We start from the raw sequence: 19807 nt of genomic DNA on the forward strand, positions 1-19807 counted from the left end.
TTCTCGTCGGGGTGTTTTTTTTATGCGCATAATTTAGAGTAAATGCTTTAAATTAGCGATGCATTTGATAGAATGAGGCTGCTTCTTGAGGAATACCTGTCGTCTGGTACTCAAGATTCAGCTTCTTCCCAATTTTTTGAACTTATTATTTCAGGCTGGATGGCATCACTGTCGTCCGGCCTCATTTTTATCCCTTTTGGTTAGATCTTGTAATTAAATTTCATTTTTGTCTATTTTTGTAATTATTGTTCGTTTTGAAAGAACGAATTTGAAAACGCTCTCAACGTCTTTAGATGTTAATTCCTTGCGTGAATCAACTACCTATCTATATGAACTGTAAGCAGTAATGGATATAGCCGGGGAGGCGAATGCGGGGTGTTTGTCGTGAGGCAGGTGAAAGCGGCAATCTGAAACCCTTTCAATCAGCGGAGGAGTGCTCCGCCAATTGCAAGGAGAGCGAGGAGTAGATTACTCCTCGGCAGGTTGCTGTTCGTCAGCGTTCAGCAGGTCGGTATCGTCACCACTGACGTACCATTCGGTCAGGGTTTTCGCCAGCTTTTCCACACCGATATTGGTGAGGGAGGAGAACGCTTCGACCTGGATCTGGGAACCGAGGTTGGCAACGGCCTGGCGCACCTTGATCACTTGGTTGTTGCGTGGGCCTGGGCTCAATTTGTCAGCCTTGGTCAGCAGCAGCATGACGGGCAACTGACGGTGCGAGCTCCACTCCAGCATGTTCATGTCGGTATCTTTGAGCGGGTGGCGGATGTCCATCAGGATCACCAGACCTTTCAATGACTCACGGCGCTGCAGATACTCTGCCAGTGACTTTTGCCACTTGAGCTTCATTTCCAGCGGAACTTGCGCATAACCATAACCCGGCAAGTCGACCAGACGCTTGCCCGGTTCCAGCTCAAACAGGTTGATCAGCTGGGTACGACCGGGTGTCTTACTGGTGCGCGCCAAGTTCTTGTGTTTGGTTAAGGTGTTCAATGCAGATGACTTACCGGCGTTGGAACGGCCGGCAAACGCGATCTCGACACCTCCATCATTTGGCAGGTGACGGATGTCGGGTGCGCTGGTCACAAAATGCACCTTATTGAAATTCAGAGTTTGTGTATCCAACGTAAATTCCCCATGGAGATAGAGGGTTATAGAGTTACTTTTTTGTAAAATGGTGTAAAATAGCGTCGCTTAAACGCGTTTATTTTAACATGCCTTCAGCGGCATGGGATCTGGAAGCCTAATAACGAAAAGTTGGAACGCCATGAAGAACCTAGTCATTACTCTTGCTCTGATGGTTGGCGTAACGGGGATGGCACAAGCCAAGGGCGATGCCGCTGCGGGACAGACCAAGGCTGCCGTTTGTGCGGCTTGTCATGGACCGGACGGAAACAGCCTGGTTGATATGTACCCCAAAATTGCTGGTCAGCACGCATCATATATCAAAAAACAGTTAGTTGAACTGAAGGCTGCCGCTTCTGGTCAAATTGGCCGGGTTGCGCCAGTGATGGGGCCGATGGCGTTACCTTTGTCGGAACAGGACATGGATGACCTGGCGGCTTATTTCTCCAGCCTGAAGGTTACCCCTATCGCTGTCCCTGACGACGTGGTCGAAGCGGGCAAGGCACTCTATATGGGTGGTGACATGAGTCGCGGTCTGGCAGCTTGTACGGCTTGCCATGGTCCCCGTGGCTCGGGTGTCGAACAGGCGAAGTATCCCAACCTGTCCGGCCAGCATCCTGCCTATATCAAGGCTCAGCTCACCGCATTCCGTGCCGGGACGCGTGACAACGATCCGAATGGCATGATGCGGGACGTTGCCAAGAAACTGACTGATCAGGATATCGAAGCCCTCTCCAAATATGTGGCGGGTCTGCACTGATATAGTCGATACGGTCGATTTGAGTTGAAACGGGGAGCTTGGGCTCCCCGTTGTTTTTATGGCTTTCAGATAATTCTCGGTTTAATCCCCCCGTTCTGTAAGAGATCTCCCATTCTCAAGGCAGGCCAAGGCTCATAAAATTGCATAAAATATTAAATAATCATTATTTATCAATGAATTATATAAATATTGATATTTTTCGACATGTTGAGAATGTTTTGAGTGGATTGAGCTGCTTTATAGAGTTGGTACAGTAGGCTTAATGGATTCACCCACGGATTGGGTGGCGGTTTCACGACAGGGTGTTGTGAGCAGAGGATGGCTGGCGTGGCGGGATGCCATGGGCTCGGATGAGCTGGCAAAGGATTGAAGGATCAGGATGGTGACCATCTCCGGAGCGGGATGGGGTTGCGGGATGCAGACTCCCCGGCACGATGGCAGGATGCGGTCGAGACGGGTCAAACAGGCACACGCACATTCAGGAACGACCAATATAAGGTCAGGATGACCACACAATGATATGATGCGGCGACAAGTTGTCACGGAGAGGACGAAACAGATTGTTTTGCCATTCAGGATGGCGCACGCATGAACATATCAAGGCAGCTTCGGCTGCCTTTTTTCTTTTGGGTCATTAACCCGATTAGCCATTCTGTGTCAAAATACCAGCAACATGCCCAGAGGATACCGATCCTGCGGTGTTCAGTGGCCTGATTGGGCCGGATTGGTGCGGGATCCTGCTCTTGTTCCAGCCTTACTGTTCCTCGCATCGTATCCCACCGGGTGAAATCATCCCGGGTACGGGTCAAACCAGTTATTTTTCGGAGTTAGCCATTCATGTCTGCCAAACAACCCACTCGCAAGCCTACTGGCAAGCGCAAAGAATCTGATGTCAGTGCTCAGGAAGGCCGTGAGCGTAAACGGGCTGCCAAGCGCAAAGGCCTGAAGGCTGGTTCTCGTCAGCAAGTTGAACAGCCGAAGAACAAGTCTGGCAACAGCCAGTCCACAGATCCGCGTATCGGTTCCCGCAAGCCGGTAGTTCTGGTGGTGGATGACAAACAGAAGAAGCCGGCAGCACCCAAGGCGGTGAAAGAGAAGAAGCTGGTGATGACGCCCGAGCAGGAGCTGGCTTCCATCGAAAACGATGACCGCTTGAATGATCTGCTGGATCGTCTTGATGCCGGTGAAACCCTGGAAGCGGCCGAGCAGGCCTGGGTTGATCAGCGTGTCGACCGTTATCAGGAGCTGATGGATGAGCTGGGCATCATCGACAACGACGATGATGAAGATGATGAGCTGCCGTTTGATGATGGCGATGACGCCGAGTTCGACGAGCAGAAACCGGCCTCCGAAGAGGAGTTGTGGGACCGTTTCAACCAGGTCGATTTCAAGCCGGAACCCAAGCCTGAGCCGAAGAAAAAGTGATGAGTGGATGGATGCTGGCCGCCCTGTTGGGCGGCCTGATTTTGTCAGGGTTGGCCATCTATGCAGGCATGCTGCTGGCCAGGCTGAGACGGCAGCAAGCGATGCAGTGGCGGGCTATTACTGCTCGCAATGAACGAATTCTGGAGAGCGTACGGGTCATTGCTCATGCGGTGCAGGAGGGGCAGTGCGATTACTCCGAAGGCGCCATTCGGCTGACCAATCTGCTGGATGCGTTGCAGATCAAGGGGGGACGAGCGTTCGTTGCCGAGTTCCCGGGTCTGTACGGGCTGTATGAGAAGGTGAAAGATATGCCGACCCATGAGGCCAGACGCGCCCTCAAGCGCAATGAAGTGATGAAGATGGATCTCGAACGCAGCGGCTACGAGGCCGAGCTGGAGGCTCAGATCCTCAAGGATGTGGCCCAGCTGAAGGATTTTCAGTTAGGTCCGTGAGCCAACAATAACAACAAGAGAGGAAGCGAGCGTGCAAGCAGAACAGATTGTGTGGGATCAGGCCCTGATCGAAAAATATAACTACAGTGGCCCGCGATACACCTCTTATCCTACTGCGCTGGAGTTCAACGAGAGCTTCGGCTATCCGGATTTTGTCCGCGCTGCCGGCCAGTATCCCGAGCGCAATCTGTCGCTCTACGTGCATATCCCTTTCTGTCACAAGCTCTGCTACTACTGCGGCTGCAACAAGGTCATTACCCGCCATCAGCACAAGGCTGACGAGTACCTCGACTACCTGGAGCAGGAGATCAAGGCGCAAGCCCCGCTCTTCAAGCATCGTCTGGTCACCCAACTGCACTGGGGTGGCGGTACACCCACCTATCTGGATGAAGCGCAAACGCGCCGTCTGATGGCCATGCTGCGTGAGCACTTCCATTTCGCCGAAGAGGGGGAGTTCAGCATCGAGGTCGATCCGCGCGAGATTGCCATTACCATGCTGGATGTGCTGCGAGATGTCGGCTTCAACCGCATCAGCCTCGGGGTGCAGGACTTCAACAAGGATGTGCAGGTCGCAGTCAACCGCGAGCAGGACAACGACTTTATTAAAGCGATGCTGGAACGGGCCCGTGAACTTGGCTTCCGCTCGACCAACCTCGACCTTATCTATGGCCTGCCGCATCAGGATCGTGCCAGCTTCCACCATACGCTGGAAGAGGTGCTCAAGACGGATCCGGCGCGCCTCTCCATCTTCAACTATGCCCATCTGCCGAGCCGCTTTGCCGCCCAGCGCAAGTTGAAAGAGGTGGATATGCCTGCGCCGCAGGAGAAACTGGCCATGCTGCAGGACACCATCGCCTTCCTGACCGGTCAGGGTTACCAGTTCATCGGTATGGACCATTTTGCCAAACCCGATGACGAGCTGGCAGTGGCGCAGCGCGAGGGCAAGCTGCACCGCAACTTCCAGGGCTATACCACCCAGGGAGATTGTGATCTGCTGGGGCTGGGGGTCTCCTCCATCAGCATGATCGGTGATGCCTATTCCCAGAACCAGAAAGAGCTCAAGGCTTATTACGCACAGGTTGCAGAGCTGGGTCATGCCCAGTGGAAAGGCTGCTCGCTCAATCAGGATGACCTGATCCGCCGTGAGGTGATCAAGCGGCTTATCTGTGATTTCCGTCTGAACTTTGCGTCTGTCGAGCAGGCGCACGGTCTCAATTTCAGAGAGTATTTTGCCGACGATCTCAAGCTGCTGCAGACCTTCATCAACGATGGATTGGTGCGTATGACGGAGGATGGTCTGGAGGTCTCCTCCACGGGGCAGCTGCTGATCCGCAATATCTGCATGTGTTTCGACGTGTACTTGCGCAACAAGGCGCGCCAGCAACAGTTCTCTCGCGTGATATAAGCTTGTTTGCCGATTAGAAAACAGAAAAGGGCGCCATCGTGGCGCCCTTTTCATATGTATTTTTGCTTAAGCAGCGGGTCGGAAAGGTTCTGGTAAGAAGTCTCTGCGCTGAGGCAAGCAATTGAGAGCCAAGCAAGGGGACGGTGAAATGCAGATAAAAAGATGGGGGCGACTTGCGTCGCCCCCGGTAGTCGTATCGCTCAGATCCTTGAACGAAGTTGCTCCCTGCAATCCCTGACTGTTTACCTCTTCCTTTAGGTTTCCCCTTCCCAATCCTTTGGGGTGTCCTTTAGCCATCTTGGCCTGACGAGTCATCCTGTCCCGTCGCACTTTCTCCGTCCCGGGAGGTGTCCTTTACCACATCCTGTGGTGAGTCCATTTGCCCAACCCTGGCAGCCAGTCTTCCTGACCGACTTCATTGCGTCCGTGCATGAGTAACTATAAGGATTTTCTAACCGGCTACAACGTCAGAATGGAAAACGTTTTTTCTATTAGCTGTTTCGAAAGTGGTGTGTTTCGATTTATTCATTTATAAACAGATACTTAAGTTAATCGCCTTCACGTTTTAAGATCCTATCTTCCGATTATCTCGAGGATCTTTTAGGCTGTTTACTTACATGTGGAATGGCAGATCTCTTACACGGGATTTTGGTTACTTTGGAAACAGATTCTGTGCTCTGATGGTGATCACCCAATGTGGGTGTGACGGCAGGAAAAGAGCAGTGAATGGGGTATTTATAGGTGCTGGTTGAGGCGCTCATAGATGGTTTGGCGCTCTTCAGGGGTGAGCGAAGAGAAGTAGTGGGTAAAGAGGCGCAGTAGCAGGGACTTGTTCATGCCGTCTTGTTGGGTCAGATTACCCAGCTCATCGATGGCCACTGTACTCATGGAGAAGGTCGCTTTTTTAAAACTGGGCTTCAGATGCTCACCACTCTCGATAAAGGCCAGTGCCGACAAGGCTTCATCCCTATGCAGACTCAACTCAAGGCTGACAACCTTGGGTTTACCCTTGGCGTAGAACTCAGCATCTTCGATAAATTCATCGACAGTGAACTTCTTCTGGTGATGCAGCTGATGCTTTTTCTTCAGATCCGCCAAGCCCATCTCATACCCCCACTTTCAGGAACTCTTTGGCGATGGCCCGGATCTCTTCGGCAGATTTGCCATCCGGTTCTATCTCCATCACCGATAATCCCTTTTCCTCACTATCGTCGTAGACGTTGCGGCCATAGGTGATGGAATTCAGTACATCGACTCCGAACGAGGCACATACCTCTTTGGCCTCGAGAATCCGCTTTACCTGATTGGGCAAAGATGGACATTGGGTCAACACAACGGCTGCATTGAGGGTCGGATTGACCATCTTGCAGGTGGTGATCAGATCTTCCATATGGGGCAGGGTCTTGAGGTCGCGGCGTTTCGGGCGCAAGGGGATCAGGGCGTGGGTGGCGACAGCCATGGTGGAGCGCAGTGCCCGGTTGTCTTGCCCGCCGCAATCGACGATGACGTAGTCATAGCGATTTTTCAGGCTAAGCAGATCGTTGCGAATATTGCCATAGAGCTGAACGCAGTTGATTTGTGGCAGATCCGGGTTGTCGTTGCGTTCCTGAATCCAGTCCGAGGTAGTGCGTTGCGGGTCGCAGTCGACCAGTAACACCTCTCCCTGAAATTGGGATCTGAGGTAGACCGCCAGATTTTGCGCCAGGCAGCTCTTGCCACTGCCACCCTTCTCCCCACCGACCAACAAGATCATGACGTTCCCCTATCCATGAGAAAACCGCTGATTTCAGTATAGGAGGGGGTTGGCTCATCACAAGGCGAGAGGAGTGATGCTCCTCTCGTTCTGCAGGTTAATAGTGAACACTGCCGCCATGCCAGCGGCAGACATAGTCGGGCACCAGCATCTGGGGAGCCTTGTCGACATGGCAGACCACCATGGGTATGGCAGGGGCTCCTTCAGCCTGACTGAGGGTGGGGAGCGCAGAGAGCAGCAAAGTCGCGAGTAACAGCATGGGTTTCATCTTCATAACAACTCCTTGGTAGTGTCATTCCTGTGTGATCCGGATCACTTTCTGAGTTAAGTCGAGGTTGGCGCCAGCGCAAGGTGAGGTGAATAAATTCAATTAATGAAAAAAGTATCAAAAGGCGTTGTGGTGACCGACGAGGATGGCTGCCCACCTTGATGCGGACTTTGTGCATATTAAGTTGAACCGCAAAAAGAGGCGGTGACTTATGAGGCTGGGCCTGATGGGGTTGGCGTCAATGCCATGATCTGGAACAAGAAAAGATTTATGCAGTGAATGTGGTCGATGTGAGTATTTATTTCTCCCGCGTTCCTCTCGTTACGGCGATGTATTCAATACACAGGTAGTAATATTCAGATATTATTTTAGTTGCCACCCATTTCATTGTTTTTTAATGGGTTTTTATTTTTTCTTTTAATCTTTCCAGTGAGTTGGCATGAATAAAAGTTGAATCAACCTGAAATATATCGGGGTGGTTTTGCATGAAGATTCAGGGTTTGCTGGGAGGAAAATGCGTAAATTGCTACTGGAGTCATAGATTGAAAGGTGAATATATTCAGTTCAAAGTGAATGTGATCAATGTCTAAGTTTATTGCTATTGGCAGGTCTAACCTCGGCTTCGAAAGGCAAGGGCAGGATAGAACATAAGCCGATTACCCTACATAAAGAATATCCCGCCTTAGCCACGAGCATGAATAGAAGGAATCTATTCAATCACTCGCAGGGACCACTGCTAGACGGAATATAATCATGAGCAAATTTTATGTAGGTTCTGAAGTTGGCCAATTGCGCCGTGTCATGTTGCACCGCCCCAACCTCAGTCTGAAGCGTCTGACTCCTTCCAACTGCCAGGATCTGCTGTTCGATGACGTCCTGTCTGTTGAACGTGCCGGTCAGGAGCACGACAAATTCGCTCAGGTACTGCGCGATCAGAATGTCGAAGTTTTCCTGCTGACCAATCTGCTGGCGGAAACCCTGGATGTGCCGGAAGCCAAAACCTGGCTGCTGCAACATCAGGTCTCCGACTATCGCCTCGGCTCTTCTTTTGCCAACGACGTGCGCTGCTTCCTGGCTGACATGCCGCATCGCGAATTGGCCCGCATTCTCTCCGGCGGCCTGACTTACTCCGAGATGCCCTACAGCGGTGTCAACATGGTAGTGGGCATGCACGCTCCGACCGATTTCATCATCGAGCCGCTGCCCAACCACCTCTTTACCCGTGACACCTCCTGCTGGGTTTATGGCGGCGTCTCCATCAACCCGATGGCCAAGCCGGCTCGTCGCCGCGAAACCAACCATGTGAAGGCCATCTACCGCTGGCACCCGATGTTTGCCGGTCAGGACTTCATCAAGTACTTCGGTGACGAGGAGCGTGACTACGACAACTCCACCATCGAGGGTGGCGACGTACTGGTGATCGGCCGCGGTGCCGTGCTGATCGGTATGTCCGAGCGCACCACCCCGCAAGGTGTCGAGCATCTGGCTCGCAGCCTGTTCAAACATGGTCAGGCTAAACAGGTCATCGCCATGGAGCTGCCGAAGCACCGCAGTTGCATGCATCTCGATACCGTCATGACCCACATGGACGTCGACACCTTCTCCGTCTATCCGGAAGTGATCCGCAAGGACGTGCAGTGCTGGAGCCTGACTCCGGGCGGCGCCACCGGTATGAACATTAAGGAAGAGGGTTACTTCGTCACCGCCATCGAGAAAGCGCTGGGCGTGGATCAGCTGAAGATCATCACCACTGGTGGTGACAGCTTCGAAGCCGAACGCGAGCAGTGGAACGACGCCAACAACGTGCTGACCGTACGTCCCGGCGTGGTGGTGGGTTACGAGCGCAATACCTACACCAACGAGAAGTATGACAAAGCCGGTATCACAGTTCTCTCCATCCCGGGTGATGAACTGGGCCGTGGCCGCGGCGGCGCCCGCTGCATGAGCTGCCCGATGGAACGCGACAGCATCTGATGAGACGGCGTGGCGCCGGCAGAAGCTGGCGCCACACAGAACCAAACTCGAGATTAACCACTATGAAAAAACCAACTGTCGTCGTCGCTCTGGGTGGCAATGCACTGCTCCGTCGTGGTGAGCCACTGGAAGCGGATATCCAGCGCAAAAACATCGCCACTGCGGCCAAGACCATCGCCCTGATCGCTCAGGAGTACAACGTGGTGCTGGTGCATGGCAACGGCCCGCAAGTCGGTCTGCTGGCCCTGCAAAACAGTGCCTACACCAAGGTATCCCCCTATCCGCTGGATGTGCTGGGTGCCGAGTCCCAGGGCATGATCGGTTACATGCTGATCCAGGAGCTGAAAAACCTGATGCCGAGCCGCAACGTCACCGCGCTGCTGACTCAGGTGCAGGTCGATCCCAAGGATCCGGCGTTTGCCAATCCGACCAAATTTATCGGCCCCGTCTACGAAGAGGCTGAAGCCCGCACCCTGGCAGAAGAGAAGCACTGGGTGGTCAAGGCTGACGGCAAGTTCTTCCGCCGCGTAGTGCCCTCCCCGCTGCCCCAGCGCATCGTTGAAGGCGACGCCATCGAAACTCTGATTGCCCAGGGCCACCTCATCATCTGTACCGGTGGTGGTGGCATCCCTGTGACCTGGGATGGCCAGAGCCTGACCGGTATCGAAGCCGTCATCGACAAGGACATGTCTGCCGCCTACCTGGCCAAGCAGATCAAGGCCGACGCCCTGCTGATCCTGACTGATGCCGATGCCGTCTATCTGGATTGGGGTAAACCGACCCAGCGTCCGCTGCGAGTCACCAGCCCGGACGAGCTGGCCGGAGTCAAGTTCGACGCAGGTTCCATGGGACCGAAAGTCGAAGCCTCCTGTGAATTTGTCAAAGCGACCGGCGGCATGGTCGGCATCGGCTCGCTGGAAGATGGCCTCGCCATCCTCAAGGGTGAAGCCGGCACCAATATCGTCGCCACCCGCACCGTACATGCGTAATTACCGATATCTGTACTGAGAATGCGTAGTCAACACTACTGCCCGAACTGGTCTGAAACATATATAGAGAGAACTCATCATGGCTTTTAATCTGCGTAACCGTAACTTCCTGAAACTGCTGGACTTCACCCCGCGCGAAATCCAATACATGATTGACCTGGCCATCGACCTGAAGAAAGCCAAATACGGTGGCTACGAGCGCAAACACCTGGCCGGCAAAAACATTGCCCTGATCTTCGAGAAGACCTCTACCCGCACCCGTTGTGCATTTGAAGTGGCGGCCTTCGACCAGGGCGCACAAGTCTCCTACCTTGGCCCAAGCGGTTCCCAAATCGGTCACAAGGAGTCCATGAAGGACACCGCCCGTGTACTGGGTCGCATGTATGACGGTATCGAATACCGCGGCTACGGTCAGGAGATCGTGGAAGAGCTGGGCGCCTACGCCGGTGTTCCGGTCTGGAACGGCCTGACCAACGAATTCCACCCGACCCAGATCCTGGCTGACTTCATGACCATGCTGGAGCACGGCAAGGGCAAGCGTCTGGATCAAATCAAGTTCGCCTACCTGGGTGATGCCCGCAACAACATGGGTAACTCCCTGATGGTCGGCGCCGCCAAAATGGGCATGGACATCCGTCTGGTCGCGCCGAAAGCCTTCTGGCCGGAAGAGGAGTTGGTTGCCAAGTGCCGCCTGATCGCCGAAGAGACCGGCGCACGCATCACCCTGACCGAAGATGTGAAAGAGGGTGTGCTGGGTGCTGACTTCCTCTACACCGACGTCTGGGTATCCATGGGTGAAGCGAAAGAAGCATGGGATCAGCGCGTCAAACTGATGACTCCGTATCAGGTCAACATGGATGTCATCAACGCCACCAAGAACCCGGATGTGAAATTCATGCACTGCCTGCCGGCGTTCCACAACGACGAGACCACCATGGGCAAGGAAGTAGCTGACAAATATGGCATGAAAGGCCTGGAAGTGACCGAGGACGTGTTCGAATCCGAGCACAGCATCGTGTTCGACGAGGCCGAAAACCGGATGCACACCATCAAGGCAGTGATGGTTGCTACGCTGGGCGACTAAGGTCGCAGTAGTGGTGCCGGGGGGCGACCCCCGGCTTTTCGACCATGTGACAGCGGCATAATACCTCTAACCCTACAACCCGCAGCCTGCATGGATACCACACCCACAGAAGGAAGCTGGACCATGACCAAATTCAAGTTCCCGTCAGCCTACACGATACTGTTTGTGCTGATCGCCCTGGTGGCCGCCCTGAGCTGGATAGTGCCGGCCGGCAAATATGAGATGACCATGAACGAAGCCCTCGGCAAAGAAGTGCCGGTGGCGGGTACCTACAAACTGGTGGAGGGGAATCCCCAGGGGATCGTCGACGTGCTGCTGGCACCTATCGATGGCCTCTACAACCACGACACCTATGAGGCAGGCGCCATCGACGTCTCCCTCTTTATCCTGATCATCGGTGGTTTTCTTGGCATTGTGACCAAGACCGGTGCCATCGATGCCGGTATTGAGCGTGTGACCGACCGCCTGCGCGGCCGGGAAGAGTGGATGATCCCGATCCTGATGGCGCTGTTCGCCGCAGGGGGCACCATCTACGGGATGGCCGAAGAGTCGCTGCCGTTCTACACCCTGCTAGTGCCGGTGATGATGGCCGCCCGCTTCGACCCCGTGGTGGCTGCTGCAACCGTATTGCTGGGTGCCGGTATCGGTACTCTCGGCTCCACCATCAACCCGTTTGCGACCGTTATTGCGGCCAACGCCGCGGGTATCTCCTTCACCGACGGTATCTGGCTGCGCGTCGCCATGCTGGTGGCTGGTTGGCTGCTCTGCGTCGCCTACGTCATGCGTTACGCCAAGATGGTGCGCAGCGATCCGAGCAAATCGCTGGTGGCTGACAAGTGGGAAGAGAACCGTGCCCACTTCCTTGGCAACAAGAGCGACCAGATGCTGGAGTTCACCCTGACCCGTAAAATCGTACTGGGTATCTTCGTCGCCGCCTTTGCCGTGATGATCTACGGTGTGGCCGTGCTGGGCTGGTGGATGGCGCAGATCTCCGGTGTGTTCCTGGCAGCCGCCATCATCGTTGGTCTCATCTCCCGCATGAGCGAGGAGGAGCTGACCTCCAACTTTATCGATGGTGCTCGCGACCTGCTGGGGGTGGCGCTGATTATCGGTATCGCCCGCGGTATCGTGGTAGTGATGGATAACGGCATGATCACTCACACCATTTTGCACAGTGCAGAAGGGATCGTGACCGGCCTCTCCACCATCGTCTTTATCAACGTGATGTTCGTGCTGGAAGTGGTGCTCTCCTTCCTGGTGCCGTCCTCCTCCGGTCTGGCCGTACTGACCATGCCGATCATGGCGCCGCTGGCCGACTTCGCCAACGTGGGCCGCGATCTGGTGGTGACTGCTTACCAGTCTGCCTCCGGTCTGGTGAACCTGGTGACCCCGACCTCCGCCGTGGTCATGGGTGGTCTGGCCATCGCCAAGGTGCCTTATGTGCGCTGGCTGAAATGGGTGGCTCCGCTGCTCGGTATCCTGACCGTGCTGATCGTGGTCTGCCTGAGCCTGGGTGCCGTGCTCTCCTGAGGGATGACATGCAAGATGAAGCGGGAGCCTGCGGGCTCCCGTTTTTTATGGGCGCAAGAAGTGATGGACACAAAGTCGCAGGCAACAAAAAGGCGACCCGCAGGTCGCCTCGATGCATTCGATGGAAGGGGTTAGCGGGCCTGCGCCAGGGTGCGCACCACGGCGGCGTGGGCCTGACGGGTGCGGCTGATATGGCGCGGCGCGACCAGCACAACGTCATTGCCCGCGACGGCGCCCATGATCTCGGGATTGGCGTTGCGATCCAGCAGGCGAGCCACCACGGTGGCGGCTCCCGGAGTGGTGTGGATCAGCACCATCTGCTGGTTGTGTACCACTTCGCGCACCATGTCGTGGATCGAGCGGGTGCTGCCGGCGGGTTCCAGCTGCTCGTCGACCAGGGTGTAGACCTTCTTGCCGTTGGCATTTTGGGCCTTGGCCACGCCGAGGCGGCGCAGCAGGCGGGAGATGGTGGACTGGCTGATGTCGGCAAAGCCGCGCTCCGACAGCTCGCGGCGGATCTCTTCCTGGGTGCTGTAGCAGTGCTGACCGATGATCTGGCGACAGGCATCCAGCTGGGCCAGATCGGGCTCTTGGGCAACGGGACGACTGAGGGTTTTGACCACGGCGAATTCCTTTGATAATGACCGGAGGTAAACGCGCGATATCTGCCATAGCAGTCAGTTATCAGGTAAAAACACTGATAATCAGCCTATATGCAGGGAATGAGCGGGCATTACCATCTTGCGATGGCAAATTATAGCTGACTGGAAATTCGGTGATGTGACAGGGTTCAAAAATGGGCCCCGCGGGGCCCAATCAGATATCAGTAACGCTCGCTGACGATGTCCTGAGTGAAGGACTTCTCGCAATATTTGCACTTCATCCGCACCACGCCTTTCACTTCGCGCACCCGGAAGTAGCTGTCCACCGGCTCATTGTGGGAGATGCAGTTGGAGTTGGGGCAGTGGAACACCCCGGCGATGAACTCCGGCAGCTCCAGCTGGTGCTTCTTCACCACATTGAAGTCTTCGATGATGTTGACGGTCGCTTTAGGGGCGAACAGCGCAAGCTGGTTGGCTTGTTGCTCGGTCAGGCGGGTGTTCTCAATCTTGATGAGATCCTTCTTGCCCAGTGCGCCGGATTTCAGGTTGAAGCCGACGGTGATCCGCTCCTGGGTTTCGACCAGCTGGAACAGCTTGAGGATCTTGATGCCCTGGCCAGCGGGGATGTGATCGATGACGGAGCCGTGACGGATGGCTTCGACTTGCAGTTGGTTCTTGTCAGACATGATATTCCCCTAAGCTCAGACAGTTTCGTTCAGTACCAGTGCCAGCAGCGCCTGGCGTGCATAGACCCCGTTCTCCGCCTGCTGGAAGTAGCAAGCGTGGGGAGTCTTGTCGACCGCCACATCGATCTCGTCGACGCGGGGCAGGGGATGCAGGATCTTCATGGTGGGCTTGGCCCCTTCCAGGGTTGCCAGCTCCAGAATGAACTTGGCGGCCATGTGCTTGTATTCGGTCTCGTCGAAGCGCTCTTTCTGGACGCGGGTCATGTAGAGGATGTCCAGCTCCGGCATCACCTCTTCCATGGTCTGGTGGACGCTGAACTGGATACCCTTCTCTTCCAGCTCTTCGCAGATGTAGTCCGGCATCGCCAGCGCTTCCGGGGAGATGAAGAAGAAGCGGCAGTTGAACAGGCTGAGGGCCTGGGCCAGCGAGTGCACGGTGCGGCCATATTTCAGGTCACCGACGAAGGCGACGTTGAGGTTGTCCAGACGACCCTGGGTCTCATGGATGGTGAACAGGTCGAGCAGGGTCTGGCTCGGATGCTGGTTGGAGCCGTCGCCGCCGTTGATGACCGGCACGCGGGAGAATTCGGAGGCTAGACGGGCCGCACCCTCTTTCGGGTGGCGCATCACCACCGCATCGGAGTAGGAGCCGATGATCTTGATGGAGTCAGCCAGCGTCTCGCCCTTCTTGGCGCTGGTGTTGCCACCGTCGGCGAAGCCGATGATGTTGCCGCCAAGGCGCTGTACCGCGGTCTCGAACGAGAGGCGGGTGCGGGTGGAGGCTTCGAAGAAGCAGCTGGCAACCAGCTTGTCTTTCAACAGGCTGGTGTCAGGTTCAGCCTTCAACCGTTGTGCGGTTGAGACTACCAGTTCCATTTCTGACCGGGTCAGGTCCGAAATGGAGATGACATGTTTCTTATAGAGTGGATTGGTCATCGTCTGCATTCCCTTTGACATCATTGGAGGTTTTTCGGGCACAAAAAAAAGCCCCTGAAACAGGGGCTTTTTTTAAAAATAACTGGGGATCGTTGGGGTGGGAACCGGAAACAACGGGGCCGCTCTGGTGCGCACCACCCGTCTGCAAGGCTGTTTTCTGAATCAAAAACTGCATCGTTTCGTCCCGACCTTTTTCAAAACCGGACAGATTATAGGGCCGCTTTTTTAATTATCAAAATTTTATTTACGATGCCAATTTCAGCATGAAAAACGTTTAAGTGACGGAAACATGACGACAAATCCACACCTTGTGCGTCTCTTGCAGCGATTCCCCATCGCGGGCCATGGCGCGCAAATAACCGAGTCTGTGGTGTCCTTCCAGCAGGCAGTAGGGGCGGGGTAGGGGATGACCGTTCGGGTAGCTGGCTCCCTCTTCCGGCACCAGCACGATGACAGGTTCGGGCCAGGTGCCGTCGTTTAGCATCTTCTCGCCGAGCCAGGAGCGGCGGACATAGCGGTTGCTGCGCAGCATCTCGCCCCAGCGCTCGATCACCTCCATATGGCGGGAGTCTATCTGCTCGATAATCTGCGCGGTGGGCCAGCTTTCGCATGCGAACTGGTGGCTGGCGAGATCGATAAAGCTCCAGTTGGACTCAAAACCGCGCCAATGACGGTAAATCCACTGGGAAAGCACATTTTCGGGGATGAAGGGCACCAGCGGGGCGACCCGGGCCAGGTAGTCGGGCAGGGACTCTGTTTTGCGTTCGTCCCTGAAGTTGAGGGGCGCAAGTTGTTGGAGCAGTCGGTAATTGAGCATAAGTGGCCTCCCGGTACCTGATTTCACCCTACCCCCATTTATGCCCCATTCCTACCCCGCTGAGTCTGGAAATACAGCAAGTTACCCCTCGTTGCTGCACAAATCGGCGCGACTTGTTCGGGATTTGTGCAATCGCATTAAAAGTGTGAAAAAAGCCTTTACCTTTGAAACCCGCTTTGTATACTACGCCTCGTTTGTTGCAGGGGCGTAGTTCCAATTGGTAGAACAGCGGTCTCCAAAACCGATGGTTGCGGGTTCGAGTCCTGCCGCCCCTGCCATTTTCAGAAAGGCCAGCTCATTGAGCTGGCCTTTCGCATTTCCGGCGTTCGCCAATTTATCCCTCTCTCCTTTCTCTTCTCCTTCTTGCCGCTAGCTCTCGGTGACTGTGGCCACATTGATCTCTATGTCTGCCGCAAGAGCGTTCAATGTGCAGCAACCCGCTGTTTCAGGACGGTGACCAGCCGCTGGTGGCGGGCGGGGAGCGGCCACTCGGCGCGGTAGATCAGCCAGAGGGTGTCGATCACCTCAATACTGCTCTGGATCACCCGGATTTTCTCCTGTTGGGCAAAGGCGGTGACGGCGAAGCGGGGCAGCACGGTAAAGCCGAGGCCGCGGGCGACCGGCTCCAGGATCAGGCCGATCTGGTTGGTAAAGCCGCGCTGCGGGATCTCGTCAACGCGCTGGCCGGGGTAGCGTCGTCCCAACAGGCGTTGTGCCATGCTGCGGCCATCCGGGTGGTCGATAAAGCCGAGCTGACAGAGGTACTGCCAGCTCGGCTCCTTGCCATCGTTGGGCACCACCAGACAGAGGGGTTCGCGGGCGAAGGGCTCGGCGGCGATGCTGAGGTGTTCAGGCGGCTGATCCACCAGTCCCAGATCGCTGCGCCCCGCCAGTACCGCCTGCACTATGTCGGGGGTGGGGGCAAAGCGGTGCTGGATGGTGAGTCCGGGGTGCTCCTGTTGCTGGTCGAGCAGCAGGGGATAGAGCAGCAGACCGATGCTGCCGGGGGTGGTGAGGGTGATGGCGCCGCGGTGAGGGTCGTCGTCAGAGAGGCGCGCTCGCAGCTGTTCGGCTGCCTGCGCCTGCTGGCGGGCAAAGTCGAGCAGCACCAGCCCGCGCGGAGTGAGCTCCAGCTGACGGGGCTTGCGCAGCAGCAGGGTGCCAAATTCGGCCTCGAGACGCGAGATATGCTGACTGACGGCGGCCTGAGTGAGATCCAGCCGCTCGGCGGCGCGGGTAAAACTGCCGGTTTCATGCACCACCACCAGGGTGTGGAGCCAGAGTGGATTAACCATAAATTTAATTTATGCCTTCCATTAGTTTGACCTTATTTTTCATTATGTCGCCCCTTCCTATCATGTCACCTGTTTCCCACACACAATTTCAAGGTGACGTATGACCTATCCACGCAACTTCTCCCACATCGGCATCACGGTGACTGACCTCGACAAAGCGGTCGAGTTCTATACCAAGGTGATGGGCTGGTATCTCATCATGCCGGCGACCACCATCACCGAGGATGACTCCGCCATCGGCGTGATGTGCAACGACGTGTTTGGCCCGGGCTGGGGCTCCTTCCGCATCGCTCATCTCTCCACCGGCGACAAGATCGGCATCGAGCTGTTCGAGTTCCCCAACAGCGAGCAGCGCGAAAACAACTTCGAATTCTGGAAGACCGGGGTGTTCCACTTCAGCGTGCAGGATCCGGATGTCGAGGGGCTGGCGGCGCGCATCGTCGCGGCGGGCGGCAAACAGCGGATGCCGGTGCGTGAGTACTACCCGGGCGAGAAGCCCTACCGCATGGTCTACATGGAAGATCCCTTCGGCAACATCATTGAGATCTACAGCCACAGCTATGAGCTGACCTACTCCGCCGGTGCATATCAGGGGTAAGTGACAGGCCGCCTTCGGGCGGCCTGCTGCTTTGTTGTGGTGATGGTCAGTAGCATGGAATAGCGATCTTGCTCACACGGATAGCGGCTTCTGTTGTTGATAGATGTAAAAGTATACAGATTCACTAAAGTCTGTTCAGAGAGTGGCCGATAGCCTCTATTACATCAGGGTCTTTCCCTGCTTCGTCACAACAACAAGGATCTGTCGTCATGACCCTCTCTTTGCGCGGCAAGCTGCTGGCAACCAGTCTCGGGGTGGTGCTGCTGATGGCATCACTGCTCGGCATCGTTGCCTTTCACACCCTCAAATCCCGCACCATGAGCGCCATCCAGAGCGAGGCGGTCAACTATGGTCACGCCTACTCGGTTGCCATCGGCGACTGGATGGCGGATCGCAAGAACACGGTGCACGCGCTGGTGAACCTGATCGCCGACAACCCGCAGGCCGAGCTGGTGCCACACCTGAAGCAGGCCTACACCTCGGGCGGCTTCGGCCTCACCTACTTTGGTTCGACTCAGGGGGTGATGACCCGCCAGGACCCTTCCCTCAACACCGGCAACTATGACCCGCGCGAGCGCCCCTGGTATCAGGATGCGGTGAAGGCGGGACAGCTCATCGTCACCGCTCCCTATGTCAGCGTCACCATGCAGAAGCTGGTGGTGACCCTCTCCGAGCCGGTGCGCCATCAGGGCGAGCTGGTCGGCGCCGTGGGGGCCAACCTGGCGCTCGACAAGCTGATCGACGAGGTGCTGGCGATGCAGGTGCAGGGCGAGGGGTACGCCATGCTGCTCGACAGCAGCGGCCTCATCGTCGGTCACCCTAACAAGGAGCTGGCGCTCAAGCAGATTGGCGAGCTCTCCCCCGATCTGTCGGCGGCCACCTTCCAGCAGTGGGGCCGCGAGAACAACGAGCTGCACGCCGCCACCCTCGACGGGCGCGATGTGCTGCTGGCGGTACAGCCGGTGCCGGGCACCGACTGGCTGCTGGCCATGGTGATGTATCGCGACGTGCTGGAGGCACCGCTCGCCTCCCTGCTGTGGCAGCTGGTGGGGCTGACGCTGGTGCTGATGCTGGTGTTCAGCGCCCTGCTCACCGCCATGTTCAAGTATCTGTTTGCCGACCTGGGCCGGGTGGCCGGTGCGCTGCACGACATCGCCCACGGCGAGGGGGATCTCACCGTCCATATCGACACCCGCAGTCAGGATGAGGTGGGTCAGCTGGCACGCAACTTCAACCAGTTCGTGGCCCGGCTGCACGGTATTGTCAGCAGGCTGCGCGATGTCACCGTCGAGCTGGCTGCCCAGTCCCGCGCTCAGGCGGCCGGCGCCCACTCCCGCAGCCAGCGGGTGCGTCAGCAGCAGGACGAGATCGTGATGGTGGCGACCGCGGTGACCGAGATGGCCTCCGCCACTCAGGAGATCGCCGGCAACGCCGAGTTTGCCGCCACCACCTCCGGCGAGGCGGTCAAGCTGGCGGTCGCGGGTCAGTCGCAGGTCGGTCAGAGCCAGCGCAGCATTACCGGGCTCGCGGATGAGGTGGCCGATGCCAGCCAGATCATCAATGAGCTGGATGCCCACGCCCAGAAGATCAGCGGCATTCTGGCCACCATCAGCGGCATCGCCGAGCAGACCAACCTGCTGGCGCTCAACGCCGCCATCGAGGCGGCGCGGGCCGGTGAGCAGGGGCGCGGCTTCGCGGTAGTGGCGGACGAGGTGCGGGTGCTGTCGCGCCGCACCCACGACTCCACCGACGAGATCCAGCAGATGATCGAGACCCTGCAGCAGACCACCCGCCGCGCCGTGGGCGGCATGGAGACCAGTCGCCAGCTGGCGGGCACCAGCGTCGAGGATGCGGAGTCCGCCAACCAGAGTCTGGCGCGGATCAACGAGGCGATCGGCTCCATCAGCGACATGGCGACCCAGATCGCGGCGGCGGCGGAAGAGCAGACCTCGGTGACCAGCGAGATCAGCCGCAACACCGAGAATATCCGCCACGTCTCGCAAGAGCTGGCCGAGCAGGCCAATCAGGAGGCGGCGCAGGCGGCCGAGCTGAAGGCGCTGACCGAGCGGCTGGAGCAGGAGATCGGCCGTTTCCGGCTCTGATCCTCA

At 56.6% G+C, this 19807-nt stretch carries 20 protein-coding genes and 1 tRNA gene; 11 read left to right on the top strand and 10 right to left on the bottom strand.

The features are described from left to right. Positions 1 to 468: 468 nt before the first annotated feature. Positions 469 to 1125, bottom strand: coding sequence for a ribosome biogenesis GTP-binding protein YihA/YsxC (gene yihA / locus G5315_RS07895; RefSeq protein ID WP_064337553.1), 657 nt, complete (start codon positions 1123 to 1125; stop codon positions 469 to 471). Positions 1126 to 1267: 142 nt separating this feature from the next. Here yihA and G5315_RS07900 point away from each other — a divergent pair, with 142 nt between their 5' ends. The 4 genes from G5315_RS07900 (at position 1268) to hemN (ending at position 5167) form a co-directional block, all read left to right on the top strand. Then, positions 1268 to 1885, top strand: coding sequence for a c-type cytochrome (locus G5315_RS07900; RefSeq protein WP_005339710.1), 618 nt, complete (start codon positions 1268 to 1270; stop codon positions 1883 to 1885). An 837-nt stretch (positions 1886 to 2722) separates the two neighbouring features. Next, positions 2723 to 3310, top strand: coding sequence for a Der GTPase-activating protein YihI (gene yihI / locus G5315_RS07905; protein ID WP_266135229.1), 588 nt, complete (start codon positions 2723 to 2725; stop codon positions 3308 to 3310). Positions 3311 to 3321: 11 nt separating this feature from the next. After that, positions 3322 to 3762 carry a DUF2489 domain-containing protein gene (locus G5315_RS07910; protein ID WP_421332881.1) on the top strand — a complete coding sequence of 147 codons (441 nt, stop codon included), beginning with the start codon at positions 3322 to 3324 and terminating at the stop codon, positions 3760 to 3762. Positions 3763 to 3793: 31 nt separating this feature from the next. Next, positions 3794 to 5167, top strand: a complete 1374-nt coding sequence (gene hemN, locus G5315_RS07915; RefSeq protein ID WP_266135228.1) for an oxygen-independent coproporphyrinogen III oxidase — start codon at positions 3794 to 3796, stop codon at positions 5165 to 5167. Between the two features lie 735 nt (positions 5168 to 5902). On the opposite strand, the gene G5315_RS07920 is transcribed toward hemN, so the two are convergent. The 3 genes from G5315_RS07920 to G5315_RS07930 all read right to left on the bottom strand — a co-directional run bounded on the left by G5315_RS07920 (position 5903) and on the right by G5315_RS07930 (position 7194). Further along, a complete protein-coding gene (locus G5315_RS07920) occupies positions 5903 to 6271 on the bottom strand; it encodes a CopG family transcriptional regulator (RefSeq protein ID WP_216952276.1) in 369 nt (122 codons plus the stop codon). Between the two features lies 1 nt (position 6272). Then, on the bottom strand, positions 6273 to 6920 hold the full coding sequence (locus G5315_RS07925; RefSeq protein WP_216952274.1) for an AAA family ATPase: 648 nt from the start codon (positions 6918 to 6920) through the stop codon (positions 6273 to 6275). Positions 6921 to 7017: 97 nt separating this feature from the next. Continuing rightward, positions 7018 to 7194 carry a hypothetical protein gene (locus G5315_RS07930; protein WP_421172631.1) on the bottom strand — a complete coding sequence of 59 codons (177 nt, stop codon included), beginning with the start codon at positions 7192 to 7194 and terminating at the stop codon, positions 7018 to 7020. Positions 7195 to 7941: 747 nt separating this feature from the next. Here G5315_RS07930 and arcA point away from each other — a divergent pair. From arcA to G5315_RS07950, 4 genes are all read left to right on the top strand, one after another. Further along, complete coding sequence (arcA, locus tag G5315_RS07935; RefSeq protein ID WP_043850716.1) at positions 7942 to 9162, top strand: arginine deiminase; 1221 nt, start codon at positions 7942 to 7944, stop codon at positions 9160 to 9162. Positions 9163 to 9224: 62 nt separating this feature from the next. Further along, the gene (arcC, locus tag G5315_RS07940; protein WP_005339719.1) at positions 9225 to 10151 is read left to right on the top strand and encodes a carbamate kinase; all 927 of its coding nucleotides are present in this window, start codon (positions 9225 to 9227) and stop codon (positions 10149 to 10151) included. Positions 10152 to 10230: 79 nt separating this feature from the next. Beyond that, positions 10231 to 11235: an ornithine carbamoyltransferase gene (gene argF, locus G5315_RS07945; protein ID WP_421209090.1), complete on the top strand. Its 1005-nt coding sequence runs from the start codon at positions 10231 to 10233 to the stop codon at positions 11233 to 11235. Between the two features lie 123 nt (positions 11236 to 11358). Next, on the top strand, positions 11359 to 12765 hold the full coding sequence (locus G5315_RS07950) for a YfcC family protein (protein ID WP_005339725.1): 1407 nt from the start codon (positions 11359 to 11361) through the stop codon (positions 12763 to 12765). Positions 12766 to 12896: 131 nt separating this feature from the next. On the opposite strand, the gene G5315_RS07955 is transcribed toward G5315_RS07950, so the two are convergent. The 5 genes from G5315_RS07955 to G5315_RS07975 all read right to left on the bottom strand — a co-directional run bounded on the left by G5315_RS07955 (position 12897) and on the right by G5315_RS07975 (position 15806). Beyond that, positions 12897 to 13388 carry an arginine repressor gene (locus G5315_RS07955; RefSeq protein ID WP_005339728.1) on the bottom strand — a complete coding sequence of 164 codons (492 nt, stop codon included), beginning with the start codon at positions 13386 to 13388 and terminating at the stop codon, positions 12897 to 12899. A gap of 200 nt (positions 13389 to 13588) precedes the next feature. Continuing rightward, a complete protein-coding gene (pyrI, locus tag G5315_RS07960) occupies positions 13589 to 14053 on the bottom strand; it encodes an aspartate carbamoyltransferase regulatory subunit (RefSeq protein ID WP_005339730.1) in 465 nt (154 codons plus the stop codon). Positions 14054 to 14068: 15 nt separating this feature from the next. Beyond that, positions 14069 to 14989 carry an aspartate carbamoyltransferase gene (gene pyrB / locus G5315_RS07965; protein WP_005339735.1) on the bottom strand — a complete coding sequence of 307 codons (921 nt, stop codon included), beginning with the start codon at positions 14987 to 14989 and terminating at the stop codon, positions 14069 to 14071. Beyond that, a complete protein-coding gene (locus G5315_RS07970; RefSeq protein ID WP_013724188.1) occupies positions 14970 to 15164 on the bottom strand; it encodes a hypothetical protein in 195 nt (64 codons plus the stop codon). Before G5315_RS07970 ends, pyrB begins: the two co-directional genes overlap by 20 nt. 99 nt (positions 15165 to 15263) lie before the next feature. Beyond that, positions 15264 to 15806, bottom strand: coding sequence for a hypothetical protein (locus G5315_RS07975; protein ID WP_335865244.1), 543 nt, complete (start codon positions 15804 to 15806; stop codon positions 15264 to 15266). 201 nt (positions 15807 to 16007) lie between these two features. Here G5315_RS07975 and G5315_RS07980 point away from each other — a divergent pair. After that, a tRNA-Trp gene (locus G5315_RS07980) sits at positions 16008 to 16084 on the top strand. Positions 16085 to 16228: 144 nt separating this feature from the next. Here the strand turns inward: G5315_RS07980 and G5315_RS07985 are convergent. Then, positions 16229 to 17101 (bottom strand): LysR family transcriptional regulator, encoded by an 873-nt coding sequence (locus G5315_RS07985; protein ID WP_421332851.1) that lies wholly within the window; start codon positions 17099 to 17101, stop codon positions 16229 to 16231. Between the two features lie 100 nt (positions 17102 to 17201). On the opposite strand from G5315_RS07985, the gene G5315_RS07990 reads away from it, so the two are divergent. Together G5315_RS07990 and G5315_RS07995 are read left to right on the top strand one after the other, a co-directional pair. After that, a complete protein-coding gene (locus G5315_RS07990; RefSeq protein ID WP_041209527.1) occupies positions 17202 to 17699 on the top strand; it encodes a lactoylglutathione lyase family protein in 498 nt (165 codons plus the stop codon). Positions 17700 to 17908: 209 nt separating this feature from the next. Then, positions 17909 to 19801 (top strand): methyl-accepting chemotaxis protein, encoded by a 1893-nt coding sequence (locus tag G5315_RS07995; RefSeq protein WP_071913785.1) that lies wholly within the window; start codon positions 17909 to 17911, stop codon positions 19799 to 19801. The last annotated feature ends 6 nt before the right edge of the window (positions 19802 to 19807 follow it).

The organism is Aeromonas sp. 603607 (genome assembly GCF_049171595.1).
Classification (GTDB): Bacteria; Pseudomonadota; Gammaproteobacteria; order Enterobacterales; family Aeromonadaceae; genus Aeromonas; species Aeromonas veronii.

Coding starts and splice junctions, on each gene's coding strand:
- G5315_RS07900 (WP_005339710.1), top strand. CDS start 1,268: ATGAAGAACCTAGTCATTACTCTTGCTCTGATGGTTGGCGTAACGGGG.
- yihI (WP_266135229.1), top strand. CDS start 2,723: ATGTCTGCCAAACAACCCACTCGCAAGCCTACTGGCAAGCGCAAAGAA.
- G5315_RS07910 (WP_421332881.1), top strand. CDS start 3,322: ATGCTGGCCGCCCTGTTGGGCGGCCTGATTTTGTCAGGGTTGGCCATC.
- G5315_RS07920 (WP_216952276.1), bottom strand. CDS start 6,271: ATGGGCTTGGCGGATCTGAAGAAAAAGCATCAGCTGCATCACCAGAAG.
- G5315_RS07925 (WP_216952274.1), bottom strand. CDS start 6,920: ATGATCTTGTTGGTCGGTGGGGAGAAGGGTGGCAGTGGCAAGAGCTGC.
- G5315_RS07930 (WP_421172631.1), bottom strand. CDS start 7,194: ATGAAGATGAAACCCATGCTGTTACTCGCGACTTTGCTGCTCTCTGCG.
- arcA (WP_043850716.1), top strand. CDS start 7,942: ATGAGCAAATTTTATGTAGGTTCTGAAGTTGGCCAATTGCGCCGTGTC.
- arcC (WP_005339719.1), top strand. CDS start 9,225: ATGAAAAAACCAACTGTCGTCGTCGCTCTGGGTGGCAATGCACTGCTC.
- argF (WP_421209090.1), top strand. CDS start 10,231: ATGGCTTTTAATCTGCGTAACCGTAACTTCCTGAAACTGCTGGACTTC.
- G5315_RS07950 (WP_005339725.1), top strand. CDS start 11,359: ATGACCAAATTCAAGTTCCCGTCAGCCTACACGATACTGTTTGTGCTG.
- pyrI (WP_005339730.1), bottom strand. CDS start 14,053: ATGTCTGACAAGAACCAACTGCAAGTCGAAGCCATCCGTCACGGCTCC.
- pyrB (WP_005339735.1), bottom strand. CDS start 14,989: ATGACCAATCCACTCTATAAGAAACATGTCATCTCCATTTCGGACCTG.
- G5315_RS07970 (WP_013724188.1), bottom strand. CDS start 15,164: ATGCAGTTTTTGATTCAGAAAACAGCCTTGCAGACGGGTGGTGCGCAC.
- G5315_RS07975 (WP_335865244.1), bottom strand. CDS start 15,806: ATGCTCAATTACCGACTGCTCCAACAACTTGCGCCCCTCAACTTCAGG.
- G5315_RS07985 (WP_421332851.1), bottom strand. CDS start 17,101: ATGGTTAATCCACTCTGGCTCCACACCCTGGTGGTGGTGCATGAAACC.
- G5315_RS07990 (WP_041209527.1), top strand. CDS start 17,202: ATGACCTATCCACGCAACTTCTCCCACATCGGCATCACGGTGACTGAC.
- G5315_RS07995 (WP_071913785.1), top strand. CDS start 17,909: ATGACCCTCTCTTTGCGCGGCAAGCTGCTGGCAACCAGTCTCGGGGTG.